This is a genomic window from Arthrobacter sp. 2MCAF14 (genome assembly GCF_052115645.1).
Lineage (GTDB): Bacteria > Actinomycetota > Actinomycetes > Actinomycetales > Micrococcaceae > Arthrobacter.
Genome location: NZ_JBFRHB010000010.1, coordinates 1 through 23,877, shown reverse-complemented (window position 1 = coordinate 23,877; position 23,877 = coordinate 1). Strand labels below are relative to the sequence as shown.

Annotated in this window: 23 protein-coding genes; 14 read left to right on the top strand and 9 right to left on the bottom strand. The window is 64.2% G+C overall.

Translation table 11 applies throughout. The features are described 5' to 3' along the window. The first annotated feature begins 7 nt into the window (after window positions 1-7). From whiA to AB4074_RS09180, 7 genes are all read left to right on the top strand, one after another. Window positions 8-988 (top strand): DNA-binding protein WhiA, encoded by a 981-nt coding sequence (gene whiA, locus AB4074_RS09210; protein WP_133202987.1) that lies wholly within the window; start codon window positions 8-10, stop codon window positions 986-988. Between the two features lie 109 nt (window positions 989-1,097). Continuing rightward, window positions 1,098-1,721, top strand: a complete 624-nt coding sequence (locus tag AB4074_RS09205) for a superoxide dismutase (protein ID WP_441413116.1) — start codon at window positions 1,098-1,100, stop codon at window positions 1,719-1,721. 286 nt (window positions 1,722-2,007) lie between these two features. Next, on the top strand, window positions 2,008-3,018 hold the full coding sequence (gap, locus tag AB4074_RS09200; protein ID WP_441413115.1) for a type I glyceraldehyde-3-phosphate dehydrogenase: 1,011 nt from the start codon (window positions 2,008-2,010) through the stop codon (window positions 3,016-3,018). Window positions 3,019-3,027: 9 nt separating this feature from the next. Next, on the top strand, window positions 3,028-4,254 hold the full coding sequence (locus tag AB4074_RS09195; protein ID WP_441413114.1) for a phosphoglycerate kinase: 1,227 nt from the start codon (window positions 3,028-3,030) through the stop codon (window positions 4,252-4,254). A gap of 82 nt (window positions 4,255-4,336) precedes the next feature. After that, window positions 4,337-5,152 carry a triose-phosphate isomerase gene (gene tpiA / locus AB4074_RS09190; RefSeq protein ID WP_441413113.1) on the top strand — a complete coding sequence of 272 codons (816 nt, stop codon included), beginning with the start codon at window positions 4,337-4,339 and terminating at the stop codon, window positions 5,150-5,152. A gap of 47 nt (window positions 5,153-5,199) precedes the next feature. Then, entirely contained in the window at window positions 5,200-5,457 is a 258-nt protein-coding gene (gene secG, locus AB4074_RS09185; RefSeq protein ID WP_234749463.1) for a preprotein translocase subunit SecG, read from the top strand. A gap of 99 nt (window positions 5,458-5,556) precedes the next feature. Next, window positions 5,557-5,952: an RNA polymerase-binding protein RbpA gene (locus AB4074_RS09180; protein WP_441413112.1), complete on the top strand. Its 396-nt coding sequence runs from the start codon at window positions 5,557-5,559 to the stop codon at window positions 5,950-5,952. Here AB4074_RS09180 and pgl read toward each other — a convergent pair. Genes pgl through tkt form a run of 6 tightly spaced genes read right to left on the bottom strand, consistent with a single transcriptional unit; the run spans window position 5,905 to window position 14,181 of the window. Further along, a complete protein-coding gene (gene pgl / locus AB4074_RS09175) occupies window positions 5,905-6,723 on the bottom strand; it encodes a 6-phosphogluconolactonase (RefSeq protein ID WP_441413111.1) in 819 nt (272 codons plus the stop codon). The two genes, AB4074_RS09180 and pgl, sit on opposite strands and share 48 nt — an antisense overlap. Window positions 6,724-6,731: 8 nt before the next feature. Continuing rightward, entirely contained in the window at window positions 6,732-7,655 is a 924-nt protein-coding gene (locus AB4074_RS09170) for a glucose-6-phosphate dehydrogenase assembly protein OpcA (protein ID WP_441413110.1), read from the bottom strand. Continuing rightward, window positions 7,652-9,217, bottom strand: coding sequence for a glucose-6-phosphate dehydrogenase (zwf, locus tag AB4074_RS09165; protein ID WP_441413109.1), 1,566 nt, complete (start codon window positions 9,215-9,217; stop codon window positions 7,652-7,654). Before zwf ends, AB4074_RS09170 begins: the two co-directional genes overlap by 4 nt. A 15-nt stretch (window positions 9,218-9,232) precedes the next feature. Then, entirely contained in the window at window positions 9,233-10,864 is a 1,632-nt protein-coding gene (locus AB4074_RS09160) for a glucose-6-phosphate isomerase (protein WP_441413108.1), read from the bottom strand. Between the two features lie 5 nt (window positions 10,865-10,869). After that, complete coding sequence (gene tal / locus AB4074_RS09155) at window positions 10,870-11,988, bottom strand: transaldolase (protein WP_441413107.1); 1,119 nt, start codon at window positions 11,986-11,988, stop codon at window positions 10,870-10,872. Window positions 11,989-12,045: 57 nt separating this feature from the next. After that, window positions 12,046-14,181, bottom strand: coding sequence for a transketolase (gene tkt / locus AB4074_RS09150; RefSeq protein ID WP_441413180.1), 2,136 nt, complete (start codon window positions 14,179-14,181; stop codon window positions 12,046-12,048). Window positions 14,182-14,594: 413 nt separating this feature from the next. Here tkt and AB4074_RS09145 point away from each other — a divergent pair, with 413 nt between their 5' ends. Further along, window positions 14,595-15,557: a heme o synthase gene (locus AB4074_RS09145; RefSeq protein WP_441413106.1), complete on the top strand. Its 963-nt coding sequence runs from the start codon at window positions 14,595-14,597 to the stop codon at window positions 15,555-15,557. A gap of 188 nt (window positions 15,558-15,745) precedes the next feature. Here AB4074_RS09145 and AB4074_RS09140 read toward each other — a convergent pair whose 3' ends face one another. From AB4074_RS09140 to AB4074_RS09130, 3 genes are read right to left on the bottom strand one after another with little or no spacing between them, the layout of a single operon-like run. Then, window positions 15,746-16,690: a COX15/CtaA family protein gene (locus tag AB4074_RS09140; RefSeq protein ID WP_441413105.1), complete on the bottom strand. Its 945-nt coding sequence runs from the start codon at window positions 16,688-16,690 to the stop codon at window positions 15,746-15,748. Window positions 16,691-16,749: 59 nt separating this feature from the next. Beyond that, complete coding sequence (locus tag AB4074_RS09135; RefSeq protein ID WP_441413104.1) at window positions 16,750-17,526, bottom strand: ABC transporter permease; 777 nt, start codon at window positions 17,524-17,526, stop codon at window positions 16,750-16,752. Then, window positions 17,523-18,488, bottom strand: coding sequence for an ABC transporter ATP-binding protein (locus AB4074_RS09130; RefSeq protein ID WP_441413103.1), 966 nt, complete (start codon window positions 18,486-18,488; stop codon window positions 17,523-17,525). Before AB4074_RS09130 ends, AB4074_RS09135 begins: the two co-directional genes overlap by 4 nt. Window positions 18,489-18,589: 101 nt before the next feature. Between AB4074_RS09130 and AB4074_RS09125 the strand changes: the two genes are divergently transcribed. From AB4074_RS09125 to AB4074_RS09100, 6 genes are read left to right on the top strand one after another with little or no spacing between them, the layout of a single operon-like run. Then, window positions 18,590-19,465, top strand: a complete 876-nt coding sequence (locus AB4074_RS09125) for a helix-turn-helix transcriptional regulator (RefSeq protein ID WP_441413102.1) — start codon at window positions 18,590-18,592, stop codon at window positions 19,463-19,465. Beyond that, window positions 19,446-20,921: a Fe-S cluster assembly protein SufB gene (sufB, locus tag AB4074_RS09120; RefSeq protein ID WP_441413101.1), complete on the top strand. Its 1,476-nt coding sequence runs from the start codon at window positions 19,446-19,448 to the stop codon at window positions 20,919-20,921. Before AB4074_RS09125 ends, sufB begins: the two co-directional genes overlap by 20 nt. A gap of 2 nt (window positions 20,922-20,923) precedes the next feature. Further along, window positions 20,924-22,252 (top strand): Fe-S cluster assembly protein SufD, encoded by a 1,329-nt coding sequence (gene sufD / locus AB4074_RS09115; RefSeq protein WP_441413100.1) that lies wholly within the window; start codon window positions 20,924-20,926, stop codon window positions 22,250-22,252. A gap of 26 nt (window positions 22,253-22,278) precedes the next feature. Continuing rightward, window positions 22,279-22,635, top strand: a complete 357-nt coding sequence (locus AB4074_RS09110) for a non-heme iron oxygenase ferredoxin subunit (protein ID WP_184735328.1) — start codon at window positions 22,279-22,281, stop codon at window positions 22,633-22,635. 38 nt (window positions 22,636-22,673) lie between these two features. Continuing rightward, window positions 22,674-23,468: a Fe-S cluster assembly ATPase SufC gene (gene sufC / locus AB4074_RS09105; protein WP_441413099.1), complete on the top strand. Its 795-nt coding sequence runs from the start codon at window positions 22,674-22,676 to the stop codon at window positions 23,466-23,468. A 14-nt stretch (window positions 23,469-23,482) separates the two neighbouring features. Further along, window positions 23,483-23,815 (top strand): metal-sulfur cluster assembly factor, encoded by a 333-nt coding sequence (locus AB4074_RS09100; protein ID WP_234749426.1) that lies wholly within the window; start codon window positions 23,483-23,485, stop codon window positions 23,813-23,815. Window positions 23,816-23,877: the final 62 nt, after the last annotated feature.

Below are 23,877 nucleotides of genomic sequence, written 5' to 3'. Positions count from 1 at the left end.
ACATGCGATGGCACTGACCGCATCGGTCAAGGAAGAACTTTCCCGGCTGGACATCAAGAAGTCGTCCGTCCGCAAGGCCGAAGTCTCGGCCATGCTGCGTTTTGCCGGCGGACTGCACATCATTTCGGGGCGCATCGTGATCGAGGCTGAGGTTGACCTCGCCTCCACGGCGCGGCGGCTGCGCGCCGCGATCGCGGAAGTCTACGGGCACCAGAGCGAGATCATCGTCGTCTCCGGCGGGGGACTCCGCCGCGGTAGCCGCTACGTAGTCCGTGTAGTGCGCGACGGCGAAGCCCTGGCCCGCCAGACCGGCCTCCTGGACGGCCGTGGACGGCCTGTGCGTGGCTTGCCGTCCGCAGTCGTCAACGGTTCGGCGTCGGACGCGGAGGCTGTGTGGCGCGGCGCGTTCCTGGCCCACGGATCCCTTACCGAACCCGGCCGGTCCTCCTCGCTCGAGGTCACGTGTCCCGGGCCGGAATCGGCGCTTGCCCTGGTGGGGGCCGCCCGTCGCCTCGGTATCCAGGCCAAGGCGCGGGAAGTGCGCGGCGTGGATCGCGTCGTCATCCGTGACGGCGACACCATCGCCGCGCTGCTCACCCGGATGGGCGCCCATGACGCCCTCATGGTGTGGGAGGAACGCCGCATGCGGAAGGAAGTCCGGGCCACGGCCAACCGGCTCGCTAACTTCGACGACGCCAACCTGCGGCGCTCGGCCCAGGCCGCCGTCGCCGCCGGCGCCCGCGTGGACAGGGCCCTGGAAATCCTGGGCGACGACGTTCCGGACCACCTCAAATACGCCGGTGAGCTCCGGGTGGCCCACAAGCAGGCCAGCCTGGATGAATTGGGCCGGCTTGCCGATCCGCCCATGACCAAGGACGCCATCGCGGGGAGGATCCGCCGGCTCCTGGCCATGGCGGACAAGCGGGCCGGGGACCTGGGAATCCCGGGTACCGAGGCAAATGTGACCCCCGAAATGATGGACGAATAAAGCACCCGCCCTAGAATCGTCAGGGTGTAGATTTCCGGCCGGTTCGCCGGTCGGATGAACAAAACGAGAGTTACCAACCGGACCCCGGTCCACTACATTGGAGGATTTCGTGACAGAGTACGTACTGCCCGAGCTCGGCTACGACTACGCAGCACTTGAGCCGCACATTTCGGCGAAGATCATGGAGCTGCACCACAGCAAGCACCACGCGGCCTATGTAGCAGGCGCCAACAACGCTTTGGCGCAGTTGGCCGAGGCCCGCGACAAGGGCGACTTCGCCAACATCAACCGCCTCTCCAAGGACCTCGCGTTCCACACCGGTGGCCACATCAACCACTCCGTGTTCTGGAACAACATCTCCCCGGACGGCGGCGACAAGCCCGAGGGCGAGCTGGCTGCGGCCATTGACGACGCCTTCGGTTCCTTCGACGCATTCCGGGCCCAGTTCTCGGCAGCCGCCCTCGGCCTGCAGGGATCCGGCTGGGGTTTCCTCGCCTACGAGCCCATCGGTGGGAACCTGCTCATCGAGCAGCTCTACGACCAGCAGGGCAACGTCGCAGTCGGCACCACGCCCCTGCTCATGCTGGACATGTGGGAGCACGCTTTCTACCTGGATTACGTCAACGTCAAGGCTGACTATGTCAAGGCCTTCTGGAATATCGTCAACTGGGCCGACGTCGCGAAGCGCTTCGAAGCGGCCCGCACGAACGCCACCGGGCTGATCGTTCTCTAGGGAACTCCGTCCCGAACCGGTGAGTGACGCGGAATACACAGGGATGTAACAAACTTCACATTCAGGTGAATTTCGCCCAAATACCGGATTGTCTGCCCCCGCAGTTGCGGGGGCAGACGTAGTTAAACGTAAGATGGGTCACGGAAGGCGGTTAGCCTTCAGCAATGTGGCTGGTCGCCCTCCGATCTGATAATCACTTCTGCCCAAAGATGTGCGGGAATTGTTAGTTGGAATCAAGATCCGACTCACTAGGTGTGCTTGCAAGAGCACCAAGGAGACTGAAATAGTGACCACCCGTATTGGTATCAACGGCTTTGGCCGCATCGGCCGCAACTACTTCCGCGCAGCACTCGCCCAGGGTGCAGACCTCGAAATTGTTGCGGTCAACGACCTCACGAGTCCCGAGGCACTTGCCCACCTTTTGAAGTACGACTCTGTCGGCGGTCGCCTGACCCAGACTGTTGAAGTCAAAGAGGGCAACCTCATTGTGGACGGCAGCATCATCAAGGTCCTTGCAGAGCGCGATCCTGCGAACCTCCCCTGGGCCGAGCTGGGCGTCGACATCGTCATCGAGTCCACCGGCTTCTTCACCAAGGCTGCCGCAGCACAGAAGCACATCGATGCGGGTGCCAAGAAGGTCCTGATCTCGGCTCCTGCTTCGGACGAAGACATCACCATCGTCATGGGCGTCAACCACAAGCTCTACGACCCCGCAGCACACCACATCATTTCCAACGCTTCCTGCACCACCAACTGCCTCGGCCCGCTGGCCAAGGTCGTCAACGATGCCTTCGGCATCGAGCGCGGCCTCATGACCACGATCCACGCCTACACGGCAGACCAGAACCTGCAGGACGGCCCCCACAGCGACCTCCGCCGTGCCCGCGCCGCAGCGATCAACATGGTTCCCACCTCCACCGGTGCTGCCAAGGCGATCGGCCTGGTCCTTCCGGAGCTCAAGGGCAAGCTTGACGGCTACGCCATCCGCGTCCCGGTCCCGACCGGTTCCGCCACGGACCTGACCGTCACGGTTTCCCGCGAAGTGACCGTTGAGGAAGTCAACGCGGCTCTCAAGGCTGCTTCGGAGACCGAGCAGTTCAAGGGCATCCTCAGCTACACGGCAGATCCGATCGTCTCTTCGGACATCGTCGGCGACCCCTCGTCTTCGATCTTCGACTCCGGCCTCACCAAGGTCATCGGCAACCAGGTCAAGGTTGTTTCCTGGTATGACAACGAATGGGGCTACTCCAACCGCCTCGTTGACCTCACGGAGCTCGTCGCATCCAAGCTGGGCTAGGGTAGACACATGACATCTCACACCCTCAACGAACTGATCGCTGAAGGTGTCCGCGGGCGGTACATTCTTGTCAGAAGTGACCTGAATGTGCCGCTCGACGGCTCTACGGTGACCGACGACGGCCGCATCAAGGCCTCCCTCCCGGTCATCGAAAAGCTCTCGGACGCCGGTGCCCGCGTGCTCGTCACGGCCCACCTGGGACGCCCCAAGGGCTCTCCCGAGGCCAAGTATTCGCTCAAGCCGGCTGTTGCACGGCTTGCGGAGCTCGCGCCATTCAAGGTCCAGCTCGCGGAAGACACTGTTGGTGAGTCCGCCAAGGAGTTGGCCGGGTCCCTGGACGACGGGGACGTCCTCGTCCTGGAGAACGTCCGCTTCGACGCCCGCGAAACCAGCAAGGACGACGCCGAGCGCGGCGCCTTCGCCGATGAACTCGTGGCGCTGACCGGTGAGAACGGTGCCTTCGTGGATGACGCCTTCGGTGCCGTCCACCGCAAGCACGCCAGCGTGTACGACGTCGCCACGAAACTTCCCTCCTACCAGGGTGATCTCGTGCACACCGAAGTGGAGGTTCTTCGCAAACTCACCACGGATACCCAGCGCCCGTACGTCGTCGTCCTCGGCGGCTCAAAGGTTTCGGACAAGCTCGCGGTGATCGACAACCTCCTGGGCAAGGCTGACACCATCCTCGTCGGTGGCGGAATGCTCTTCACCTTCCTCGCAGCGGTTGGTCACAAGGTCGCGGGCAGCTTGCTTGAAGCTGACCAGATCCCCGTGGTCCAGGACTACCTCAAGCGGGCTTCCGACGCCGGTACCGCCTTTGTCATCCCCACCGACGTGGTGGTCGCAAGCCGCTTCGCCGCTGACGCCGAGCACGAAGTGGTCGCCGCGGACGCGATCGAGGACAGCTCGTTCGGCGCCTCAGGCATTGGCCTGGACATCGGACCGGTATCAGCAGCGGCTTTCGCCGAGCAGATCAAGGCCGCCAAGACCGTGTTCTGGAACGGCCCCATGGGCGTCTTTGAATTCAAAGCCTTCTCGGGCGGCACCCGTGCCATTGCCCAGGCTTTGACCGAGACGCCGGCATTCACCGTGGTGGGCGGCGGCGACTCCGCCGCAGCGGTCCGGACCCTCGGCTTTGAGGACTCCCAGTTCGGACACATTTCCACCGGCGGCGGCGCCAGCCTGGAATACCTTGAAGGCAAGGATCTTCCCGGCCTGAGCGTTCTGGACCGCTAAGGCTACAAAGCCGGCGGGGCGCCCTTCCTGGAAGGGAAGCGTCCCGCCGGCTTCCCTATCTCAACGCATCTTTGGAGCACACGTGACAACTTCTGCCAACGGAAACTTCATCCGCAAGCCCTTCATTGCCGGCAACTGGAAGATGAACATGGACCACGTCCAGGGCATCACCTTGCTGCAGAAGCTGGCATGGACCCTCTCCGACGCCAAGCACGACTACAGCCGGGTAGAGGTTTCGGTCTTCCCGCCCTTCACCGACCTCCGCGGTGTGCAGACCCTCGTCCAGGGCGACGAACTGGACGTCGTCTACGGCGGACAAGACCTTTCGCAGTTCGACTCCGGAGCCTACACCGGCGATATCTCCGGCCAGTTCCTCAACAAGCTCGGTTGCGTCTACGTCCTGGTGGGCCACAGCGAACGCCGCACCATCCACAACGAGGACGACCAGGTCCTCAACGCGAAGGTCAAAGCAGCCTTCCGCCACGACGTCACGCCGGTCCTGTGTGTCGGCGAGGGCCTTGAGATCCGCCAGGCCGGTACCCACGTGGAGCACACGCTGGCCCAGTTGCGCGCCGGCGTCGACGGCCTCTCCGCAGAGCAGGCAGGCGATCTGGTTGTCGCGTACGAGCCTGTCTGGGCCATCGGGACGGGCGAAGTCGCCGGTCCCGAAGACGCACAGGAGATGTGCGCCGCGATCCGTTCGGAGCTCGCATCCTTGTTCGACGATGCCGTGGCCGCCAAGACCCGCCTCCTCTACGGCGGTTCGGTCAAGGCCAGCAACGCGGCAGCGATCATGGCCGAAAGCGACGTCGACGGTCTGCTGGTGGGTGGCGCGAGCCTGGACCCCGCCGAGTTTGCTAACATTGTCAGGTTCGAGAGCCACCTCAGCGCGGCTTAGTCCGTTTTAGGTTCCGCTCCCGTTTTCCGTTCTTCTGAAAGGCCGTCGTGGACGTTCTTCAAGTCATTCTGCAGATCCTGCTGGGCATTACCAGTCTTCTGCTGACGCTGCTCATCCTCCTCCACAAGGGGCGTGGCGGCGGGTTGTCCGATATGTTTGGCGGTGGCATGAGCTCAGGATTGAGTTCTTCAGGTGTTGCAGAGCGAAACCTCAACCGCTTCACCATCGTCTTGGGCTGCACTTGGGGCGTCGTGATCATCGGGCTTGGCCTCATCATGCGTTTCACCACGGGCGGAGACTCCTAGCACTGCCGCCGTCGGATCCTCGCACTCGAGGTGTCCTCTCATTAGACTGGGCTGCATGGCCTTCACCGCCATGCAGCCGAACTCTCAAGGGGATCGACGATGGTTCATGGTACTTCTGGATTCCGGGGCACACGGGCCGGCGTAACAGCCGGATCGGCCCCAAGGAACCAACCCGACTCGGTAGTCGGCGAAAGCTTGCCGCGTATTCGTGTTCCCTATTGGTGCGCCAACGGACATGAAACGCGGCTTGTTTTCGTTAAGCTCCCCGAAGATCAAATCCCGAGCCGATGGGACTGCCCGAAATGTGGCCTGGTTGCCGTCCGCGAACAGGGCGAAGCCACCATGGAACGTGCGGACGACGAAGTCTTCAAGAGCCACCTGGATTACGTTAAAGAAAGACGCTCCAGCCAGGACGCGGAGATTGTCCTGGCCGGAGCGCTCAAGCGGCTACGCGCCCGCGGGGTCCTTGCGGACGAGCTGTTGGGGGACACGTGAGGCTGCATTCTCATCGATGAGCCACAGGGTCCTCGAGCGGCCACTGGGACCTGAGGCGGGAACCTGGACCGGGTTGGCCCCGGCAAGGGCCAGTCCCACGGCTCCGGCCTTGTCCTCGCCTGCCACAACCATCCAGATTTCCTGGGCGGAGTTGATGGCGGGCAAGGTCAGCGAAATCCTCGACGGCGGCGGCTTGGGGGAGTTCTCGACCCCTACGACCATACGGTCGTTCACCCGGATACCCGCCTGCTCAGGGAAGAGCGAGGCAATGTGTGCATCCGGACCGACACCTAGCAGCAGGATGTCGAAACGGGGCAACTCGCCGGCCTCCTCGGGACGGTTGTCCGAAGTGTCCGCGGCGTGCTCGGCTTCGGCGGCAGCCTTGAGCCGGGCCGCGTAGTCCGCAGCGGCCTCGTCCGCAGTGGCGAACTCATCCGATGAACCCGGTTCGTGCACGCGGGCCGGGTCCACCGGCAGGCTGGAGAGCAACGCCTCATGCGCTTGGACGGTGTTGCGGTCCCTGCTGTCCTTGCCGACGAAGCGCTCGTCACCCCACCAGAAGTTCACCCGGGACCAGTCAACTGCGGGCGCAGCGGGCGAGTCGGCCACCGCTTTCAGGGTGCCGATTCCCACGGTTCCGCCGGTGAGGACCACAGTGGCTTCGCCGTGCTTGTCCTGGACGTCCACCAGCTTGGTGATGAGCCGTGCTGCGATCGCGGCCATAAGGACGGCGGAGTCGGGATGGATGCTTACTCTTGGGTCAGCGCTCACTGGGACGGTCACTCCTTGCTATTGGTTCGGGGCAGTCCCATAGTAATCACTTCTCCGAAGACATCGTCCGGATCAAGGCGGCGCAGTTCTTCGGCGAGGCAGTCCCGCAGGCTGCGGCGCGGCAGCGAAATCCGCTGGGCGGGCTGTCCCGGCTGGGTCAGTTCCGCAATGGTGAGGCCGGGACGGACCAGCTGGACGTCGCCGGTTGCGCGGCTCAGCCGCACCCGGCGGATGCCTGTTCCCGCCGGGTCGGCGACGATCTGGACCGGAGCCTCAAGGAACAGCGTGAGCCAGGCGGCCAGCAGCAGGGTACTGGGTGAGTCAGAAGCACCCTCGACAGCGATGGCCGTGACGGGGGAATCGTCTACCTGGTCCAGCGCCGCTGCGAGCTGGAGGCGCCAGTTGGTCAGCCGGGTCCAGGCGAGGTCGGTGTCGCCTGCCCGGTACGTCTTCCGGATCCGGGCGAGTGCCGCTGTGGGGTCGGCCTCGTTGGCGGAGTCCGTGATGCGGCGGTGCGCGATGCGCCCGATGGAGGTCTCGCACGCGTTCTCGGGTGCGCCGTGCGGCCACCAGGCCACGATCGGCGCGTCGGGCAGGAGCAATGCCGCGACGAGGGATTCGCTTTCCTTGGCGAGCTCGCCGTAGCCGCGCAGGACAATGACCTCTGAAGCTCCGGCGTCCCCGCCCACCCGGATCTGGGCGTCGAGGCGGTTGGGCGCTTCGCTACCGGCGTCCGCGAGCACGATGATGCGGCAGGGGTGTTCGCGGCTGGCCTCGTTGGCTGCCTCGATGGCTTCTTCCTCGAGACCCGACTTCGTGACGACCACGAGGGTCAGGACGCGTCCAAGGGCGATCACACCTCCCTGCTCGCGCAGGGAGGTGATCTTCTTGGAGATCTTGGAGGTGGTTGTGTCGGGAAGATCTACGATCATGGCCTTCTCCAGGTTCGTCCGTCGCGGGCAAGCAGCTCATCGGCCGAGGCCGGCCCCCAGCTGCCGGGAGCGTAAGGTTCGGGCTGTTCGTCCAGTCCGGCCCAGTATTGCTCGAAGGGGTCCAGGATCTTCCAGGACTCCTCGACTTCCTGGTGCCGCGGGAAGAGCGGCGGCTCGCCCAGCAGCACGTCCAGGATGAGGCGTTCGTACGCCTCGGGGCTGGACTCGGTGAACGAGTGTCCGTAGCCGAAGTCCATGGTGACGTCCCGGACTTCCATCTGCGTCCCCGGAACCTTGGAGCCGAAGCGGATGGTGGCGCCCTCGTCGGGTTGGACGCGGATGACGACGGCGTTCTGGCCGAAGTCGTCCTCGCCGTGGCCGCGGAAGAGCAGGTTGGGTGCCCGCTTGAACACCACCGCGATCTCCGTGACGCGCCGGCCCAGCCGTTTGCCTGCCCGGAGGTAGAACGGCGCGCCGGCCCAGCGCCGCGTGTTGATGTCCAGGCGGATGGCCGCAAAGGTTTCCGTCTTGGAATCGGCGGGAATGCCGTCTTCCTCAAGGTAGCCCTGGACCAGTTCGCCGCCTTGCCAGCCGCCGGTGAACTGACCACGGGCAGAGTGGGTGGACAGGTCCTCGGGGAGCCTGACCGCGGCCAGGACCTTTTCCTTTTCGGCACGCAGGTCATCGGCGTTGAAGGAGATGGGCTCCTCCATTGCCGTCAATGCCAGCAGCTGCAGAAGGTGGTTCTGAATAACATCGCGTGCCGCCCCGACGCCGTCGTAATATCCCGCCCGGCCACCGGTGCCGATGTCCTCGGCCATGGTGATCTGGACGTGGTCGACGTAGTTGGCATTCCACAGGGGCTCGAACAACTGGTTGGCGAAACGCAGGGCCAGGATGTTCTGGACCGTCTCCTTGCCCAGGTAGTGGTCGATTCGGAAGACCGCGTCCGGCGGGAAGACGGACTCCACGATGTCGTTGAGCTTGCGCGCGGACTCCAGGTCGTGGCCGAATGGCTTCTCGATGACCACCCGACGCCACTGGCCGTCCCCGGCCTGCGCCAGCCCGTGCTTGGAGAGCTGTTGGCAGACCTGCTCGAAGGCCTTGGGTGGAATTGACAGGTAGAAACCGTGATTGCCGCGCGTGCCGCGGGTCTCGTCCAATTCATCAAGGGTGGCGCCGAGGCGCTTGAACGCCTGGTCGTCGTCGAACTCGCCCTGGACGAAGCGGATGCCCTCGGAGAGCTGGTTCCAGACGGCGTCGTCGAACGGAGTGCGGGAGTGCGCCTTGACGTTCTCCTTGACCTCGTCCGCGAAGTCCTCGTTGCTCCAGTCCCGCCGACCGAAGCCGACGAGCGCGAAGCTCGGCGGCAACAGCCCGCGGTTGGCGAGGTCGTAGACCGCCGGCATGAGTTTCTTGCGGGCAAGGTCACCGGTGACTCCGAAGAACACCAATGACGAAGGCCCTGCGATGCGGTTCAGGCGCCGGTCCCGGGGATCCCGGAGGGGATTGCGGTGGCTTGCCTTTCCCGTGGACCTGTAACCGATTTGTGTTTCTGGCATGTTTGGGTTTGTGCCTTAGCTTTCGAGCGCGCTGGCCTGGCCGGCCAATGCGGCGACGATTTCCTGGAGCTGAGCAACGCCGGCTCCACGATCCGTGAGGTGCAGCCGCAGGACCGGACGGCCGTGGTTCTCGAGAACCTGCGCGTCGCCGGCCGCCTGGGCTGCAATCAGTTGACCGAAAGTGAACGGGCGTTCCGGGATGGCGATGTCGCCGGTCGCGGAAGCCGTCACCTGCAGGAACGAGCCGATGGCCGGTCCGCCCTTGTGGAATTGTCCGGTGGAGTGCAGGAAGCGCGGGCCCCACCCGAAAGTGACCGGCCGGCCGCTGACTCCGGCGAGTTCGTCGCGGATGCCTTCCAGTTGAGCGAACGCGATCCGGTCGAAATATGCCTGGACGCTCAGGTAGCCGTCCGTGCCGAGTTCACCGAGGAGCCCCTTGACGGCATCGACGGCCGTTGCCGCGTCGCCGAGCCACGCACCCCCGCGGACCTCGATCGCGCCGTCGACGAAGTTCGCCGGCGTCGGCTCGGGACGGGCGTCCAGCAGGCCGCGCGCGGCAATCTTGGCTGCCTCGACGTCGGGCTGGTCAAAGGGGTTGATGCCAAGCAGGCGACCTGCCACCGAGGTGGCGAATTCCCAGACGAACATCTGGGTGGCCAGGCCACCGGCGATGGCGGCTTCGTTTTCGCCGAGTTCGACGTCGGACTCCGCACCGACGAGGCGGATCACCAGGACGTCGTCCGCGCCGCCGCTGACCTCCGGAGCGGAAGGACCTGCCACAACCGGCAGAACACCCGTGCCGAGCTTGCCGGTGGACTCGGCGATGAGCTGTTCGGCCCAATCGGCAAAGCCGACAATGCCGGAACCGTCTTCGACGATGACGATCTTGTTGCGCAGAGGGGTGGTTCCGCCCAGCGCGGCACCGAGCCGGAGCCCGATGTTTTCGGGGGAGTCCTCGTTGAGGATTTCCGCTGCTTCCTCGGCCTCATCCAGGAACGCCTGGATGTCGACTCCGGCGAGGCCACTGGGGACCAAACCGAATGCCGTCAGGGCCGAAAAGCGACCGCCGACGTTCGGATCCGCGTTGAAGACGGCACGGTAGCCGGCTTCACGGGAGGCCTTGTCCAGCGGGGACCCGGGATCGGTCACGATGACGATGCGGCTCTTGGCATCGATGCCGGCCTCGGTGAAGGCCTGCTCGAATACCCGTCGCTGGGAGTCGGTTTCCACGGTGGAGCCTGACTTGGAAGAGACCACGATGGCGGTCTCGGCCAGGCGGTCCGCGAGGGCAGCACCGACCTGTTCGGGGTCTGTGCTGTCCAACACGGTCAGCTCGACGCCAGCGGTGCCGGCAATGACCTCGGGGGCAAGCGAAGAGCCGCCCATGCCACACAGGACAATGCGGGAGACGCCTTCGGCCCGGAGGGCATCCCGGAGTTCCAGGATCCCTTCGACCAAGGGTTGGGAAACGGTTGCCGCTTCCACCCATCCGAGCCGGATGGCGGATTCGGATTCGGCATCCGGACCCCACAAAGTGTGGTCCTTGGCGAAAATCCTCGTGGCAATCCGGTCTTCGACAAGTGCCGGGATGTGCTGCTCGATGGCCTGCTGCGCAGCACCGCTGGCGTCGTAGCTGAGAGTGCTCATGTGGGTTAGGAAGCCTTCCGTGCAGAGGCGAGGGCACCTTCGACGTCGGCCAGAAGTTCCTTCCAGCTGGCGACGAACTTGTCCAGGCCCTCGGATTCGAGGATTGCGACGACGTCGTTGTAGGAGATGCCCAGGCCCTCCAGTGCGTTGAGGACGTTGTTCGCTTCCTCGTACGTGCCGGAGACGGTGTCACCCGTGACCACGCCGTGGTCGAACGTGGCGTCGAGGGTCTTTTCCGGCATGGTGTTGACGACGCCCGCGGCGACCAGTTCGGTCACGTACAGGGTGTCCGGGTAGGCCGGGTCCTTGACGCCGGTGGAAGCCCAGAGCGGGCGCTGGGGGAGCGCGCCGGCCCCGGCCAGGACTGCCCAGCGCTCGGTGGAAAACAGCTCTTCGTAGACCTGGTACGCAAGGCGGGCGTTGGCAACGCCTGCCTTGCCCTTGAGGGCTTTCGCTTCATCGGTGCCGAGGGCATTGAGGCGCTTGTCGATCTCGGAGTCCACGCGGGACACGAAGAAGGACGCCACCGAGTGGATCTTGGAGAGGTCGTGGCCGTTTTCCTTGGCCAGCTCAAGGCCGGACTGGAAAGCGTTGATGACCGCGCGGTAGCGCTCCAGGGAGAAGATCAGGGTCACGTTGACGCTGATGCCCTCGGCCAGGGTTGCCGTGATGGCGGCGAGGCCTTCAAGGGTTGCGGGGATCTTGATGTGGACGTTGTCCTTGTTGACCTTCTTGTACAGGTGCTTGGCCTCGGCGATGGTGCCTTCGGTGTCCCACGCCAGGCGGGGATCCACCTCGATGGAGACACGGCCGTCGACGCCCTTGCTCGCTGCCGCGACCGGAGCGAAGAGGTCGCAGGCGTCGGCGACGTCGGTGGTGGTGATCTCGAAGACTGTCTCTTCGACCGACGAGCCCTTGGCGGCCTCTTCGGCAATCACGGCGTCGTAGTCGCTGCCGGCGGTGATGGCGGCGTGGAAGATCGACGGGTTGGTGGTGACACCAACCACGTTCTTCTCGTCGATGAGCTTCTGGAGGGTGCCGCTGGCGAGGCGTTCCCGGGAAAGATCGTCAAGCCAGATGGACACGCCGGCGTCGGAAAGCTGCTGGGTGGGAGTCGTAGTCATTTCTTTAATCTCCTTGGAAATCTGTTCGTTGCTGTCGGATTCGTCTCGGTCGCGTTTTCAGCTACCGAGACCCGCGAGGGAGTCCTTGGCGGCGGCGGCGACTGCTTCTGCCGTGATGCCGAACTCCTTGAAGAGGCGCTTGTAGTCTGCCGAGGCACCGAAGTGCTCGAGGCTGATGGAGCGTCCGGCGTCGCCGACGAATTCCTTCCAGCCCAGTGCCAGGCCGGCTTCGACCGAGACGCGGGCCTTGACGGCGGCGGGGAGCACGGACTCGCGGTAGGCGGAGTCCTGCTTGTTGAACCACTCGACGCACGGCATGGAGACGACGCGGGTGGCGATGCCTTCGGCCTGGAGCGCTTCGCGGGCGTTCACTGCGAGCTGGACCTCGGAACCGGTGCCGATCAGGATGACGTCGGCCGGAACCGTCGCGCCGTCCTTCGAAGCCTCTGCCAGGACGTAGCCGCCCTTTGCGACGCCGGCGGTGGAGCCGAAGGTGTCACCCTCGGCAAGGCCTTCGCCGCGTGCGTAGGTCGGGATGTTCTGGCGGGTCAGCACGATGCCTGCCGGGTTCTCGTGGTTCTCCAGCATGGTCTTCCAAGCTGCGGCAACCTCGTTGGCGTCGCCGGGACGGACAACGTCCAGGCCCGGGATGGCGCGGAGGGTCGACAGCTGTTCCACCGGCTGGTGGGTGGGGCCGTCTTCGCCCAGGCCGATGGAGTCGTGGGTCCAGACGTACAGCGACGGAACACCCATGAGCGCGCCGAGGCGGATCGCGGGACGCTGGTAGTCGCTGAAGATCAGGAACGTGCCGGAGAACGCCCGGGTCCGGCCGTGCAGCGAGATGCCGTTCACGATCGACGCGGCCGCGTGCTCGCGGATACCGAAGTGCAGCACCCTGCCGTACGGGTTGCCCTTCCATGCGCCGGTGGAGCGCGAGGTCGGGATGAACGACGGCGAACCCTCGATGGTGGTGTTGTTGGACTCGGCGAGGTCGGCGGAACCGCCCCACAGTTCCGGAAGGACCGGGCCGATCGCGTTCAGGACCTTGCCGGAAGCGGCGCGGGTGGAAACTTCCTTGCCTGCTTCGAACACCGGCAGCGCGGCGTCGAGCTCGACGGGAAGCTTCTTGGCCTCGATGCGCTCAAGCAGTGCCGCGCCCTCGGGGTTGGCGGTCTGCCACGCCTCGAAGGATGCCTGCCATTCGCTCCGCTCGGCTGCGCCGCGTTCGACGACGGCACGGGCATGTGCCAGGACGTCCTCGTCAACCTGGAAGGAACGCTCGGGGTCGAAGCCCAGGACTTCCTTCAGTGCTGCGACTTCTTCGGCACCGAGGGCGGAACCGTGGATCTTGCCGGTGTTCTGCTTCTTGGGTGCCGGGTAGCCGATGATCGTGCGCAGCGAGATGATGGACGGCTTGGAGGTCTCGGCCTTCGCGGCGAGCAGGGCGCCGTAGAGCTCCTGGACGTCTTCGACGTATTCGCCGGTCGGGTTGCTTTCGCTGGGGCGGGTCCAGTCCACGCGCTGGGTGTGCCAGCCGTAGGCCTCGTAGCGCTTGAGGACGTCTTCGGTGAAGGCCACGTCGGTGTCGTCTTCGATGGAGATGTGGTTCTCGTCGTAGATCACCACAAGGTTGCCCAGTTCCTGGTGCCCGGCCAGGGAAGAAGCTTCCGAGGTGACGCCTTCCTGGAGGTCGCCGTCGGAGGCAATGACCCAGATGGTGTGGTCGAACGGGCTCTCGCCGGCGGGAGCATCGGCGTCGAACAGGCCGCGTTGGCGGCGCTGCGAGTAGGCGAAGCCCACCGAGGAGGCCAGGCCCTGGCCCAGAGGGCCGGTGGTGATCTCGACGCCGGCGGTGTGCTTGTATTCCGGGTGGCCTGGGGTCAGCGATCCCCAGGTGCGCAGGGCCTCGAGGTCCTTCAGCTCCAGGCCGTAGCCGGAAAGGAACAGCTGGATGTACAGGGTCAGCGATGTGTGTCCGGGGGACAGGATGAACCGGTCACGGCCGATCCAGTCCGGGTGCTTCGGGTCGTGGCGCATCAGCTTCTGGAACAGCAGGTAGGCGGCCGGTGCAAGGCTCATGGCCGTACCGGGGTGACCGTTGCCGACCTTCTCGACGGCGTCAGCGGCCAAAACGCGGACGGTGTCCACTGCGCGCTGGTCCAGGCTTGTCCAAGTCAGTTCTTGCTCTTCCAAATGTGGCACGTAAACCGAGCCCCTCTCTGTGCTGACGGCTGGTGACGGCACATGGCAAGCCTCGGGCACAGGATGGCGCCCGCTGCGAAGTTCCTACCAGCCGTTCACCATTGAAACGTTGATCTATCATCCAGACATGCAAATCTGAGAATACGCTTTCTCGGAAACCTGCGTGAGCTGATCTGCAGACAGCTTAGCCCGGTTCGCCGCCCCGAATGGTGGGAATCTCAAAAAATGGACGCATATTCCGTTTTATGAATCACGGCGGCGGCAAAGTGCCGGTGAACTTTCGGAAACAAAGGAAAGTTCGCCGGTGCCGTGGCGTCGGACAGGCCACGGTATGATATCTGGAGGCCGAACCGGGGTGCCGCCATCGCGGGAAACCTGCCTTGACAACACCAGCAAAGAACAGAGTGACTGCCAACGTGAGCACAACAGATACGCCCCTCAACGCTTCCCCGGCTGTGGGGAAGCGCGGAATGTCCCGTAAGTTCAAGGCGTATCTGGCACTGACCAAACCCCGCGTGATCGAATTGCTGCTCGTCAGCACCCTGCCCACCATGATCTTCGCGCAACGGGGCTTCCCCTCCATCGGCTTGATTCTGGCCACGTTGGTGGGCGGCGCGTTCGCCGCCGGCAGCGCAGGGGTCTTCAACTGCTACATCGACCGCGACATCGACAAGTTGATGCACCGCACCGAAAAGCGGCCCCTCGTGACGGGCGAAGTCACCCCCCGCGAAGCACTCGTCTTCGCGTGGATCCTGGGAGCTGCCTCCATCGCCATCCTGTGGTTCGGGGCCAACCCGCTGTCGGCGTGGCTCGGCCTTGGTGCGATTGTTTTCTACGTTGTCATCTACACGATGATCCTCAAGCGCCGTACGGCACAGAACATCGTATGGGGCGGTGCGGCCGGCTGCTTCCCGGTGCTGATCGCCTGGGCGGCCGTGACGAACACTGTCGAGTGGCCCGCCGTCGTGCTTTTCATGGTGATCTTCCTGTGGACTCCTCCGCACTACTGGCCGTTGTCCATGCGGTACGGCGAGGACTACCGCAACGCCAACGTCCCCATGCTGGGCGCCATCGCCGGTGCCAAGGTGGTTTCCGTCCAGGTGGTTTTGTACGCCTGGGCCATGGTGGTTTGCTCACTGCTTTTGGTGCCGGTGGGCCGCGCGGGCTGGGTGTACGCCATCGCCGCAGTCCTCGCGGGCGCTTGGTTCCTCTATGAATCCCACGCCCTCTACAACCGGGCGCAAGGCGGCGACGTCTCGAACAAGGGAGCCATGAAGGTCTTCCATGGTTCCATCAGCTACCTGACGCTTCTCTTCATTGCCCTCGCGGTGGACCCGTTCATCGGATCCCCGATCATCGGCGGCTGACGCCCGCGTCACCGCAGGACGCTCGCTCACCTATACCGCCTTTTTCCCAAACGCGCGCTCACCTATACCGCCTTTTTCCAAAACGCCCGCTCATTTATAGCGGTAAAACAGAAGACCCTCCCTCACGTCGCATGACGTGAGGGAGGGTCTTTCCTTTGGCTTGCGCAGAGGCCATCAGCCGCCAGGGGCTAGAGCTTCGGGCTGAACCGTGCCACATCCGCCGCGTTCGTGGCAGCACTCATGAGCAGGGCGGCACCCAACATGTGGGCGCCTACAAGGAGGGCGGGGATCCCGTTGTAGTACTGGGCAAAGCCAATGACGGCCTGCAGGACCGTCACGCCGAGCAGCAGCAGCGCCGCGGTGCGGAACGCGCCGCTGATTCCCTTGCGCAGGACGAAGTAGACGGCGAAGACGGCTCCCGCCGTGATGAGGTACGCCGGTACCGCGTGGATGTGCGAGAAGAGATCCCAGTCGAGATCGTTCCGCGGCGCGTTGGCGTCCCCGGCGTGGGGTCCGGCGCCAGTCACCACGACGCCGAGGCACACCGCAATCGCCGAGAAAAGCGCGACGGCGGTCATGACAGGGCTCATGGCGCCCGGAATCGTTGCCAACGACCGTTTCATGAAGCGGCCGGTCCGGCCATAGGCGCGGTTGACCAGGAGCGTGGAGAAGACGACCAGGGCCATGGAAACCAGGAAGTGCAGTCCGACAACCCAGGGGTTCAGATTGGACAGCACGGTGATGCCGCCGATGATGGCTTGTGCCGGAATGCTGGCGAGCAGGCCCACAGCCAGGAGGAATAGGTCGCGGCGTTCCTTGCGGAGGTTCCACAAATACACCAGCATCAGGACGGCGACAGCCGCCAAGGCGAACGTCAGCATCCGGTTGCCGAATTCGATGAAGCCGTGGATGCCCATCTCCGGCGTGTTCACCAGGGAACCGCTGGTGCAGCGTGGCCATGTCGGGCAGCCGAGCCCTGAGGATGTCAGCCGGACCGCGCCGCCGGTGACCACCAGGACCACCTGGCCGATCAGGGACAACATCGCCAGCCTGCGGATGGTGCTGTTGACTTCCGTGGGGAGCTTGGCGGTCAACTGCTGGATGGACTTCGGGAGGCGGGAAGCCGTGCTCACAGTTTTCTCAATTCTCGGTACTCAATTCACGCTGACGGTTCGGTTCCACAACGGGACGCTCAGTTCCATTTGAACCAGCGGACGGCGGCCGCGCCAGGGACGATCGTCCACAGGAGCAGCACAAGGACGTAGGGCAGCGACACGCTGCCGTGGAGGAAGGCGTCCCTGAGCGACTGCCCCAGGGCTCCGGAGGGAAGGAAGTGCACGATGTTCTGTGCCAGGTCCGGCAAGCGCTCGGCAGGAACCACGATTCCGCCGAGGGCGCCCAGCAGGATCCAGAGCAGGTTGGTGATGGCGAGGGTTGCCTCCGGCCGCACGGTGCCGGCAACCAGGAGCCCGAGCGCGGTGAAAGCGGCAGCACCGAGAACCAAAAGCCCCAGGCCGGGAAGCCAGCCTTCGGGGCGCGGATGCCAGCCCAGCAACGCGGCGACGGCACCGATCACCAGGACCTGGAGAACCAGGACGGCCAAGACGGCGATGATCTTGCCTGCAATGAGGCCGGTCCGGCCCAGGGGAGTGGTCGAGAGGAAGCGGAGCACGCCGTAGCGGCGATCGAAGCCCGTGGCGATACCCTGGCCGGTGAATGCCGTGGACATGGCACACAGGGCGAGAACGCCCGGCGTCGCGATGTCCACGCGACTGGCGCCCAAGCCATCGAGCAGCGGTGTGACGGTGAGTCCCACCAAAGCCAGCAAGGGCATGATCACCGCGAGGATCAGCTGCTCACCGTTCCGGATCATGGTCAAGGTTTCGTAGCGGCCCTGTAGCAGGATCCTGCGCATCAACGGCGCGGGCCCGGCGTGGGGTGTGCTGACGGCGGGGGTTGCGCTGGTCATCGGATGTCCCTTCCGGAAATGTCCAGGAAAACGTCTTCCAAGCTGCGCGCCTCCAAGCGGAGGGACGCCGGCATGATGCCCTTCTCGGCCCACCAGGCCGTGAGCTTCGCCAGATGCTGCGGCGTCAGTGTGCCTGCGATTGCGTAGCTGCCTGCCCGGCTTTCGGTGATGGTGAGTTCGTCGCCGATGGCCGCGGCAATGTCGAGGCCGGCCGGGGCATCAAAGAACAAGGTGCGTTCGGTCACCCCGTCCATGGCCTCGTGGCCGTGGCTCAACAAGTCGGCGACGGTGCCCTCTGCGACGTTGTGACCGGCGTCGATGATGTAAACGTAGTCCGCGAGCCTCTGGGCATCATCCATGAGGTGCGTGGTGAGGATGATACCCATGCCGGCGTCCCGCAGTTCGGCGATGAGCTCAAAGACGATTTGGCGGGACTGGGGATCGAGTCCCGCGCTCGGCTCGTCCAGGAAAAGGACCTCGGGGTTGCCGATCAGGGCAGCCGCAAGCGAGAGCCGTTGCTTTTGGCCGCCGGACAAGCGCCGGACGCCGGTGCGGCTGAACGTGTCGATGCCCAGCCGCTCTACGAGTCCGTCCAAGGGAAGCGGGTTTTGGTACATGCCGGCAATGTGCCGAAGCAAGGGGATGGGACGGGCCGACGGCGGGAGGCCGCCGTCCTGCAGCATCACGCCGACGCGTGAACGAAGGTTCGCACCCGCCGTGTCAGGGTCTTCGCCGAGGAGTTCGATGCGGCCGCCCGTACGCTTTTGAAGTCCTTGCGCGCACTCGAGGGTTGTTGTCTTTCCCGCACCGTTGGCACCCAGCAAGGCGGTGATCTGGCCGCGTTCTGCGAACATCGACAATCCGCTGACTACCCGGAGCATCTTGCCGTCAAGGGAAGCCAGCGGGCCAACGTCCTTGATGAGTCCATCGATGGTGAGGACAGGGGATTCGGGGGATCGCACCAGAGTATTCTACGTGAAGTAGTAGGGGTGCGGCGGGCAAGGTCCCGCAGGCCAGCCTTGCCTTACTGGATGCGCGGACTAAATTACGACATGATTGTGTTGTGTATTCCATGAGGAGTTCTGTTTCCGTGCCCGCAAGGCCGCTCGCAAGGCACAGCGCGGTCATGCCTGTGCCCGGTGGCACGGCCGTTGGCGTGGCTGACGCGGAAGACCGTACCCGGGACCGTGTTCTCAACGCCGTGTTGGAGCACGGCCCTGTTAGCGCCGCTGAACTTGGCGACATGCTCGGCTTCACCCCTGCAGCTGTCCGCCGCCACCTGGATCACCTTCAGCGTGCGGGGGTCATCGAGGTAAAACGCGTCGCGAAGGCGGGTGCCGGTGCAGGCCGGCCGGCCCGTCGCTATGTGCTGAGCTCCCAAGGGCAGTCGAAGCTCGGGGACGACTACCTGAACATTGCCAGTTCCGCGTTGCGGAGGCTCCGGGACCTCGCAGGCGAAGAAGCTGTGAGGGACTATGCGGTGGAGCGCTTCGCCGAGATGGAACAGCGCTACGCACCCGAAGTCGACCTGGCTGGCTCCGATATCGCAGCCCGCGCTGTGGCGCTGTCCAAGGCCCTGAGCAGGGACGGATACGTCGCATCGGCTGCGTCGATCGAGACCAAGGCGCCTTTGCCCGCTTCCCTCTCAAGCGTCCAGCTGTGCCAGGGCCATTGCCCCATCCAACAGCTCGCCGCGGAATTTCCCGTTTTTTGCGACACTGAGACCGAACTTTTTTCCCGTTTGGTCGGCGTCGATGTCCGCAGGCTCTCCACCCTCGCGCAGGGCGGGCATGTCTGCACCACCCACATTCCTACAGGCAGGCCAGCCGCCAAGGAGGCCCTCGGGTTTCCGAAGCTGCAGGCCGCGCCCCATGTCGAATCAAACAAGTCGAATCAAACAATCAGTAAGAAAGGCCGTGATGACGGGTCAATTAGCTGAAGGAACAGCAGAGAAAGCGCTAGCTGACGGTGCTGTGATCTCGGAGATTCTGGAGAAGAATCCCGAGCTGCACGGTATTGGCACCTACGAGTACGGATGGGCTGACAAGAACGACGTCGGCGCGAACGCACGCCGTGGTCTCAACGAAGAGGTAGTCCGCGACATTTCGGCCAAGAAGAGCGAGCCGCAATGGATGCTGGACCTCCGCCTGAAGGGCTTGAAGTACTTCGACCGCAAGCCCATGCCTACCTGGGGTGCAGACCTCTCCGGCATTGACTTCGACAACATCAAGTACTTCGTTCGGTCCACGGAGAAGCAGGCTGCCACGTGGGAAGACCTCCCCGAGGACATCCGCAACACCTACGAGAAGCTGGGTATCCCGGAAGCCGAGCGCAGCCGCCTCGTGTCCGGTGTGGCCGCGCAGTACGAGTCCGAGGTTGTGTACCACCAGATCCGCGAGGACCTGGAAGCCCAGGGCGTTATCTTCCTGGACACCGACACCGCGCTCCGCGAGCACCCGGAGATCTTCCAGGAGTACTTCGGCACCATCATTCCGGTGGGCGACAACAAGTTCGCGTCGCTGAACACGGCCGTGTGGTCCGGCGGTTCCTTCGTGTACGTCCCCAAGGGCGTCCACGTTGACATCCCGCTGCAGGCCTACTTCCGCATCAACACCGAGAACATGGGCCAGTTCGAGCGCACCCTGATCATCGCGGACGAGGACTCCTACGTCCACTACATCGAAGGCTGCACCGCTCCGATCTACACTTCGGACTCCCTGCACTCCGCAGTGGTGGAAATCATCGTGAAGAAGGGCGCCCGCGTCCGTTACACGACCATCCAGAACTGGTCCACCAACGTGTACAACCTGGTTACCAAGCGCGCCATCTGCGAAGAAGGCGCCACCATGGAATGGATCGATGGCAACATCGGCTCCAAGGTGACCATGAAGTACCCGGCTGTCTACCTCGTCGGCGAGCACGCCAAGGGTGAGACCTTGTCCATCGCCTTCGCCGGCGAAGGCCAGCACCAGGACACCGGCTCGAAGATGGTCCACATCGCGCCAAACACCAAGAGCTCGATCATTTCCAAGTCCGTGGCCCGCGGCGGCGGTCGTGCAGCCTACCGCGGCCTGGTCCAGATCCGCGAAGGCGCCAAGCACTCCGCCAACACCGTGCGTTGCGATGCTTTGTTGGTAGACACCATTTCCCGTTCCGACACCTATCCCTACATCGACATCCGCGAGGATGACGTGGTGATGGGTCACGAGGCCACCGTTTCCCGAGTCAGTGAGGAGCAGCTCTTCTATCTGATGTCTCGCGGTATGCCCGAGGACGAGGCCATGGCCATGATCGTGCGCGGCTTTATCGAGCCGATTGCCCGTGAGTTGCCTATGGAATACGCCCTTGAACTCAACCGCCTGATTGAACTGCAGATGGAAGGATCCGTCGGTTAGCAATGACTGAAATCACTACTGAAAAGGCGCGCATCGGCGCGCCATCGGCCAAACCGTTTATCGACGGATTCACCGAAGAGGGCGAGAACCTCTCACCGGTCAACACCGGCACCAACACGTCTTCCACCTCGGAAAAGACGTCGGGACAGGCGCCTTCGGCCGGACCGCTTGCGGGCGCATCGGCCAAGAGCCACTCCCACGGCGGCGGCGTTGGAATTCCGGACAGTTCGCGCGCAGGTCGACTCACCTCGTACAAGCTGGCTGACTTCAAGCCCCTCACCGGGTTGGAAGAAGACTGGCGGTTCACCCCGCTCAAGCGGCTTCGCGGCCTTCACAACGAGGTCCTCTCCGGTTCGGCACCGTCCGTCGCCGTTACCGCCCCGGAGGGCGTCGTCGTCGAGACCGTGGGGCGGGACGACGTCCGCATCGGCTCCGCGGCCATCCCGGAGGACCGCGTGTCCGCCAATGCCTGGGAGAACTTCACCGAGGCCACCGTCATCACGGTGCCCGCCGAGCTCCAGCTCGACGGCGAAGTGTCCGTCCTGCTGACCGGCACCTCCACTGAAGCTTCCGCCCAGCACATCGTTATCGTGGCAGGCCGCTTCTCCAAGTCCCGGATTGTCCTGGACCACCAGGGCAGTGCGATCGTTTCGGAGAACGTCGAAATCCTCGTCGAAGACGGTGCCGACCTGACGGTCATCTCGCTCCAGGAGTGGAACGACGACGCCGTTCACGCCTCTTCGCAGCAAGCCAAGCTGGGCCGTGACGCCAAGTTCAAGCACATCGTGGTCAGCCTCGGCGGCGACGTCGTGCGCATGACTCCGTCCACGCGCTTCACCGGACCGGGCGCGGAAGCCGAGATGTTCGGCTTGTACTTCGCCGACGCCGGCCAGCACCTCGAGCAGCGCCTGTTTGTTGACCACGCCGTGGCCAACTGCAAGTCCCGCGTGCTGTACAAGGGTGCCCTGCAGGGCCGCAACGCACACACCGTGTGGGTGGGCGACGTCCTGATCCGCAAGGAAGCAGAAGGCACCGACTCTTACGAGGCCAACCGCAACCTGGTCCTCACGGACGGTGCACGCGCGGACTCCGTGCCGAACCTGGAAATCGAAACCGGCCTGATCGAGGGTGCCGGCCACGCCAGCGCCACCGGCCGCTTCGATGACGAACACTTGTTCTACCTCATGGCACGCGGCATCCCTGAAGACGTGGCCCGCCGTTTGGTGGTCCGTGGTTTCCTCAACGAGATCATCCAGCAGATCAAGGTACCGGAACTCGAAGAGCGCCTGACCGAAGCTGTTGAGCGCGAGCTCGCCGCGAGCGACAACTAATTCAAGCCAAGCAGGGAAAACAGACTATGAGCGAACAGCCACAAGGCGAACTGGTATGCAACGCCAACGAGATCCAGGTCAAGCAGGCGCTGCGCATCCTGATCGATGACTACCCGGTAGCCATCGTCAAGGACTCGATGGGACAGATCCACGCCATCGGCGACACCTGCTCGCATGCGGACATTTCGCTCGCCGAGGGTGAAATCGAAGGCTGCGCGATCGAATGCTGGGGCCACGGCTCCCAGTTCGATCTCCGCACCGGACAGCCCTTGCAGCTCCCTGCCTATGACCCCGTCCCCGTCTTCGCCGTCACCCTCGACGGCGACGACGTCTACGTGGACGTGACCAACGTTGTGAATGGCGCCTCAGTACAGAACTACTGAGCGCCAAGTGCCTAAAGACTTACGAAAGAAAGAAGAGCATGTCTACTCTTGAGATCAAGGACCTGCACGTCAGCATCGAGACGGAGCAGGGCACCAAGGAGATCCTGAAGGGCGTCAGCCTGACCATCAAGACCGGCGAGACCCACGCAATCATGGGCCCCAACGGTTCGGGCAAGTCCACCCTGGCGTCCACCATTGCCGGCCACCCGCGCTACAACGTCACGAGGGGCACCATCACGCTCGACGGTGAAGACGTCTTGGCCATGAGCGTTGACCAGCGCGCCCGTGCGGGCGTCTTCCTGGCCATGCAGTACCCCGTAGAGGTTCCGGGCGTCACCATGACCAACTTCCTGCGCACCGCCAAGACCGCAATCGACGGCGAAGCTCCGGCCCTCCGCACCTGGACCAAGGACGTCAAGGCGGCCATGCAGCAGCTGCGTATCGACGCCGACTTCGTACAGCGCAACGTCAACGAGGGCTTCTCCGGCGGCGAGAAGAAGCGCGTGGAGATCCTCCAGCTCGAACTCTTCAAGCCGAAGTTCGCCGTGCTTGACGAGACCGACTCCGGCCTGGACGTCGACGCGCTCAAGGTCGTCTCCGAGGGCGTCAACCGCGCCCACGCCACGGGCAACATGGGTACCTTGCTCATCACCCACTACACCCGCATCCTGCGCTACATCAAGCCGGACTTCGTCCACGTGTTTGTTGATGGCCAGGTTGTCGAAGAGGGCGGCCCGGAATTGGCCGACCGTCTCGAAGAAGAAGGCTACGACCGTTACGCCACGGGCGCCGGCGCAGCCACCATCGCTGCTGCCGCAGCAGCACAGGCCTAGTTAGGACTCCCGCCATGACCGAAATCAACGCGGCTCGCACCAGCCTCGAGGACGTCGAGGAGGCGCTCAAGGATGTCATTGACCCGGAACTCGGTGTCAACGTGGTGGACCTTGGGCTGCTCTACGGTCTGAAGTACTCGGAAGACGACGGAGCGCTGCTCATCGACATGACGTTGACGACGGCGGCCTGCCCGCTGACGGATGTCCTCGAAGAGCAGGTCGGCCAGTCCCTCGACGGCATCGTGGACGACTGGCGCCTCAACTGGGTATGGATGCCGCCATGGGGTCCCGAGCGGATCACGGACGACGGCAAGGACCAGATGCGGGCCCTCGGCTTCAACATCTAGGAGTCCCCACCGCCTGCTTAGAGTACGTCGACGGCCGGTCACCTTCCAGCGAAGGTGGCCGG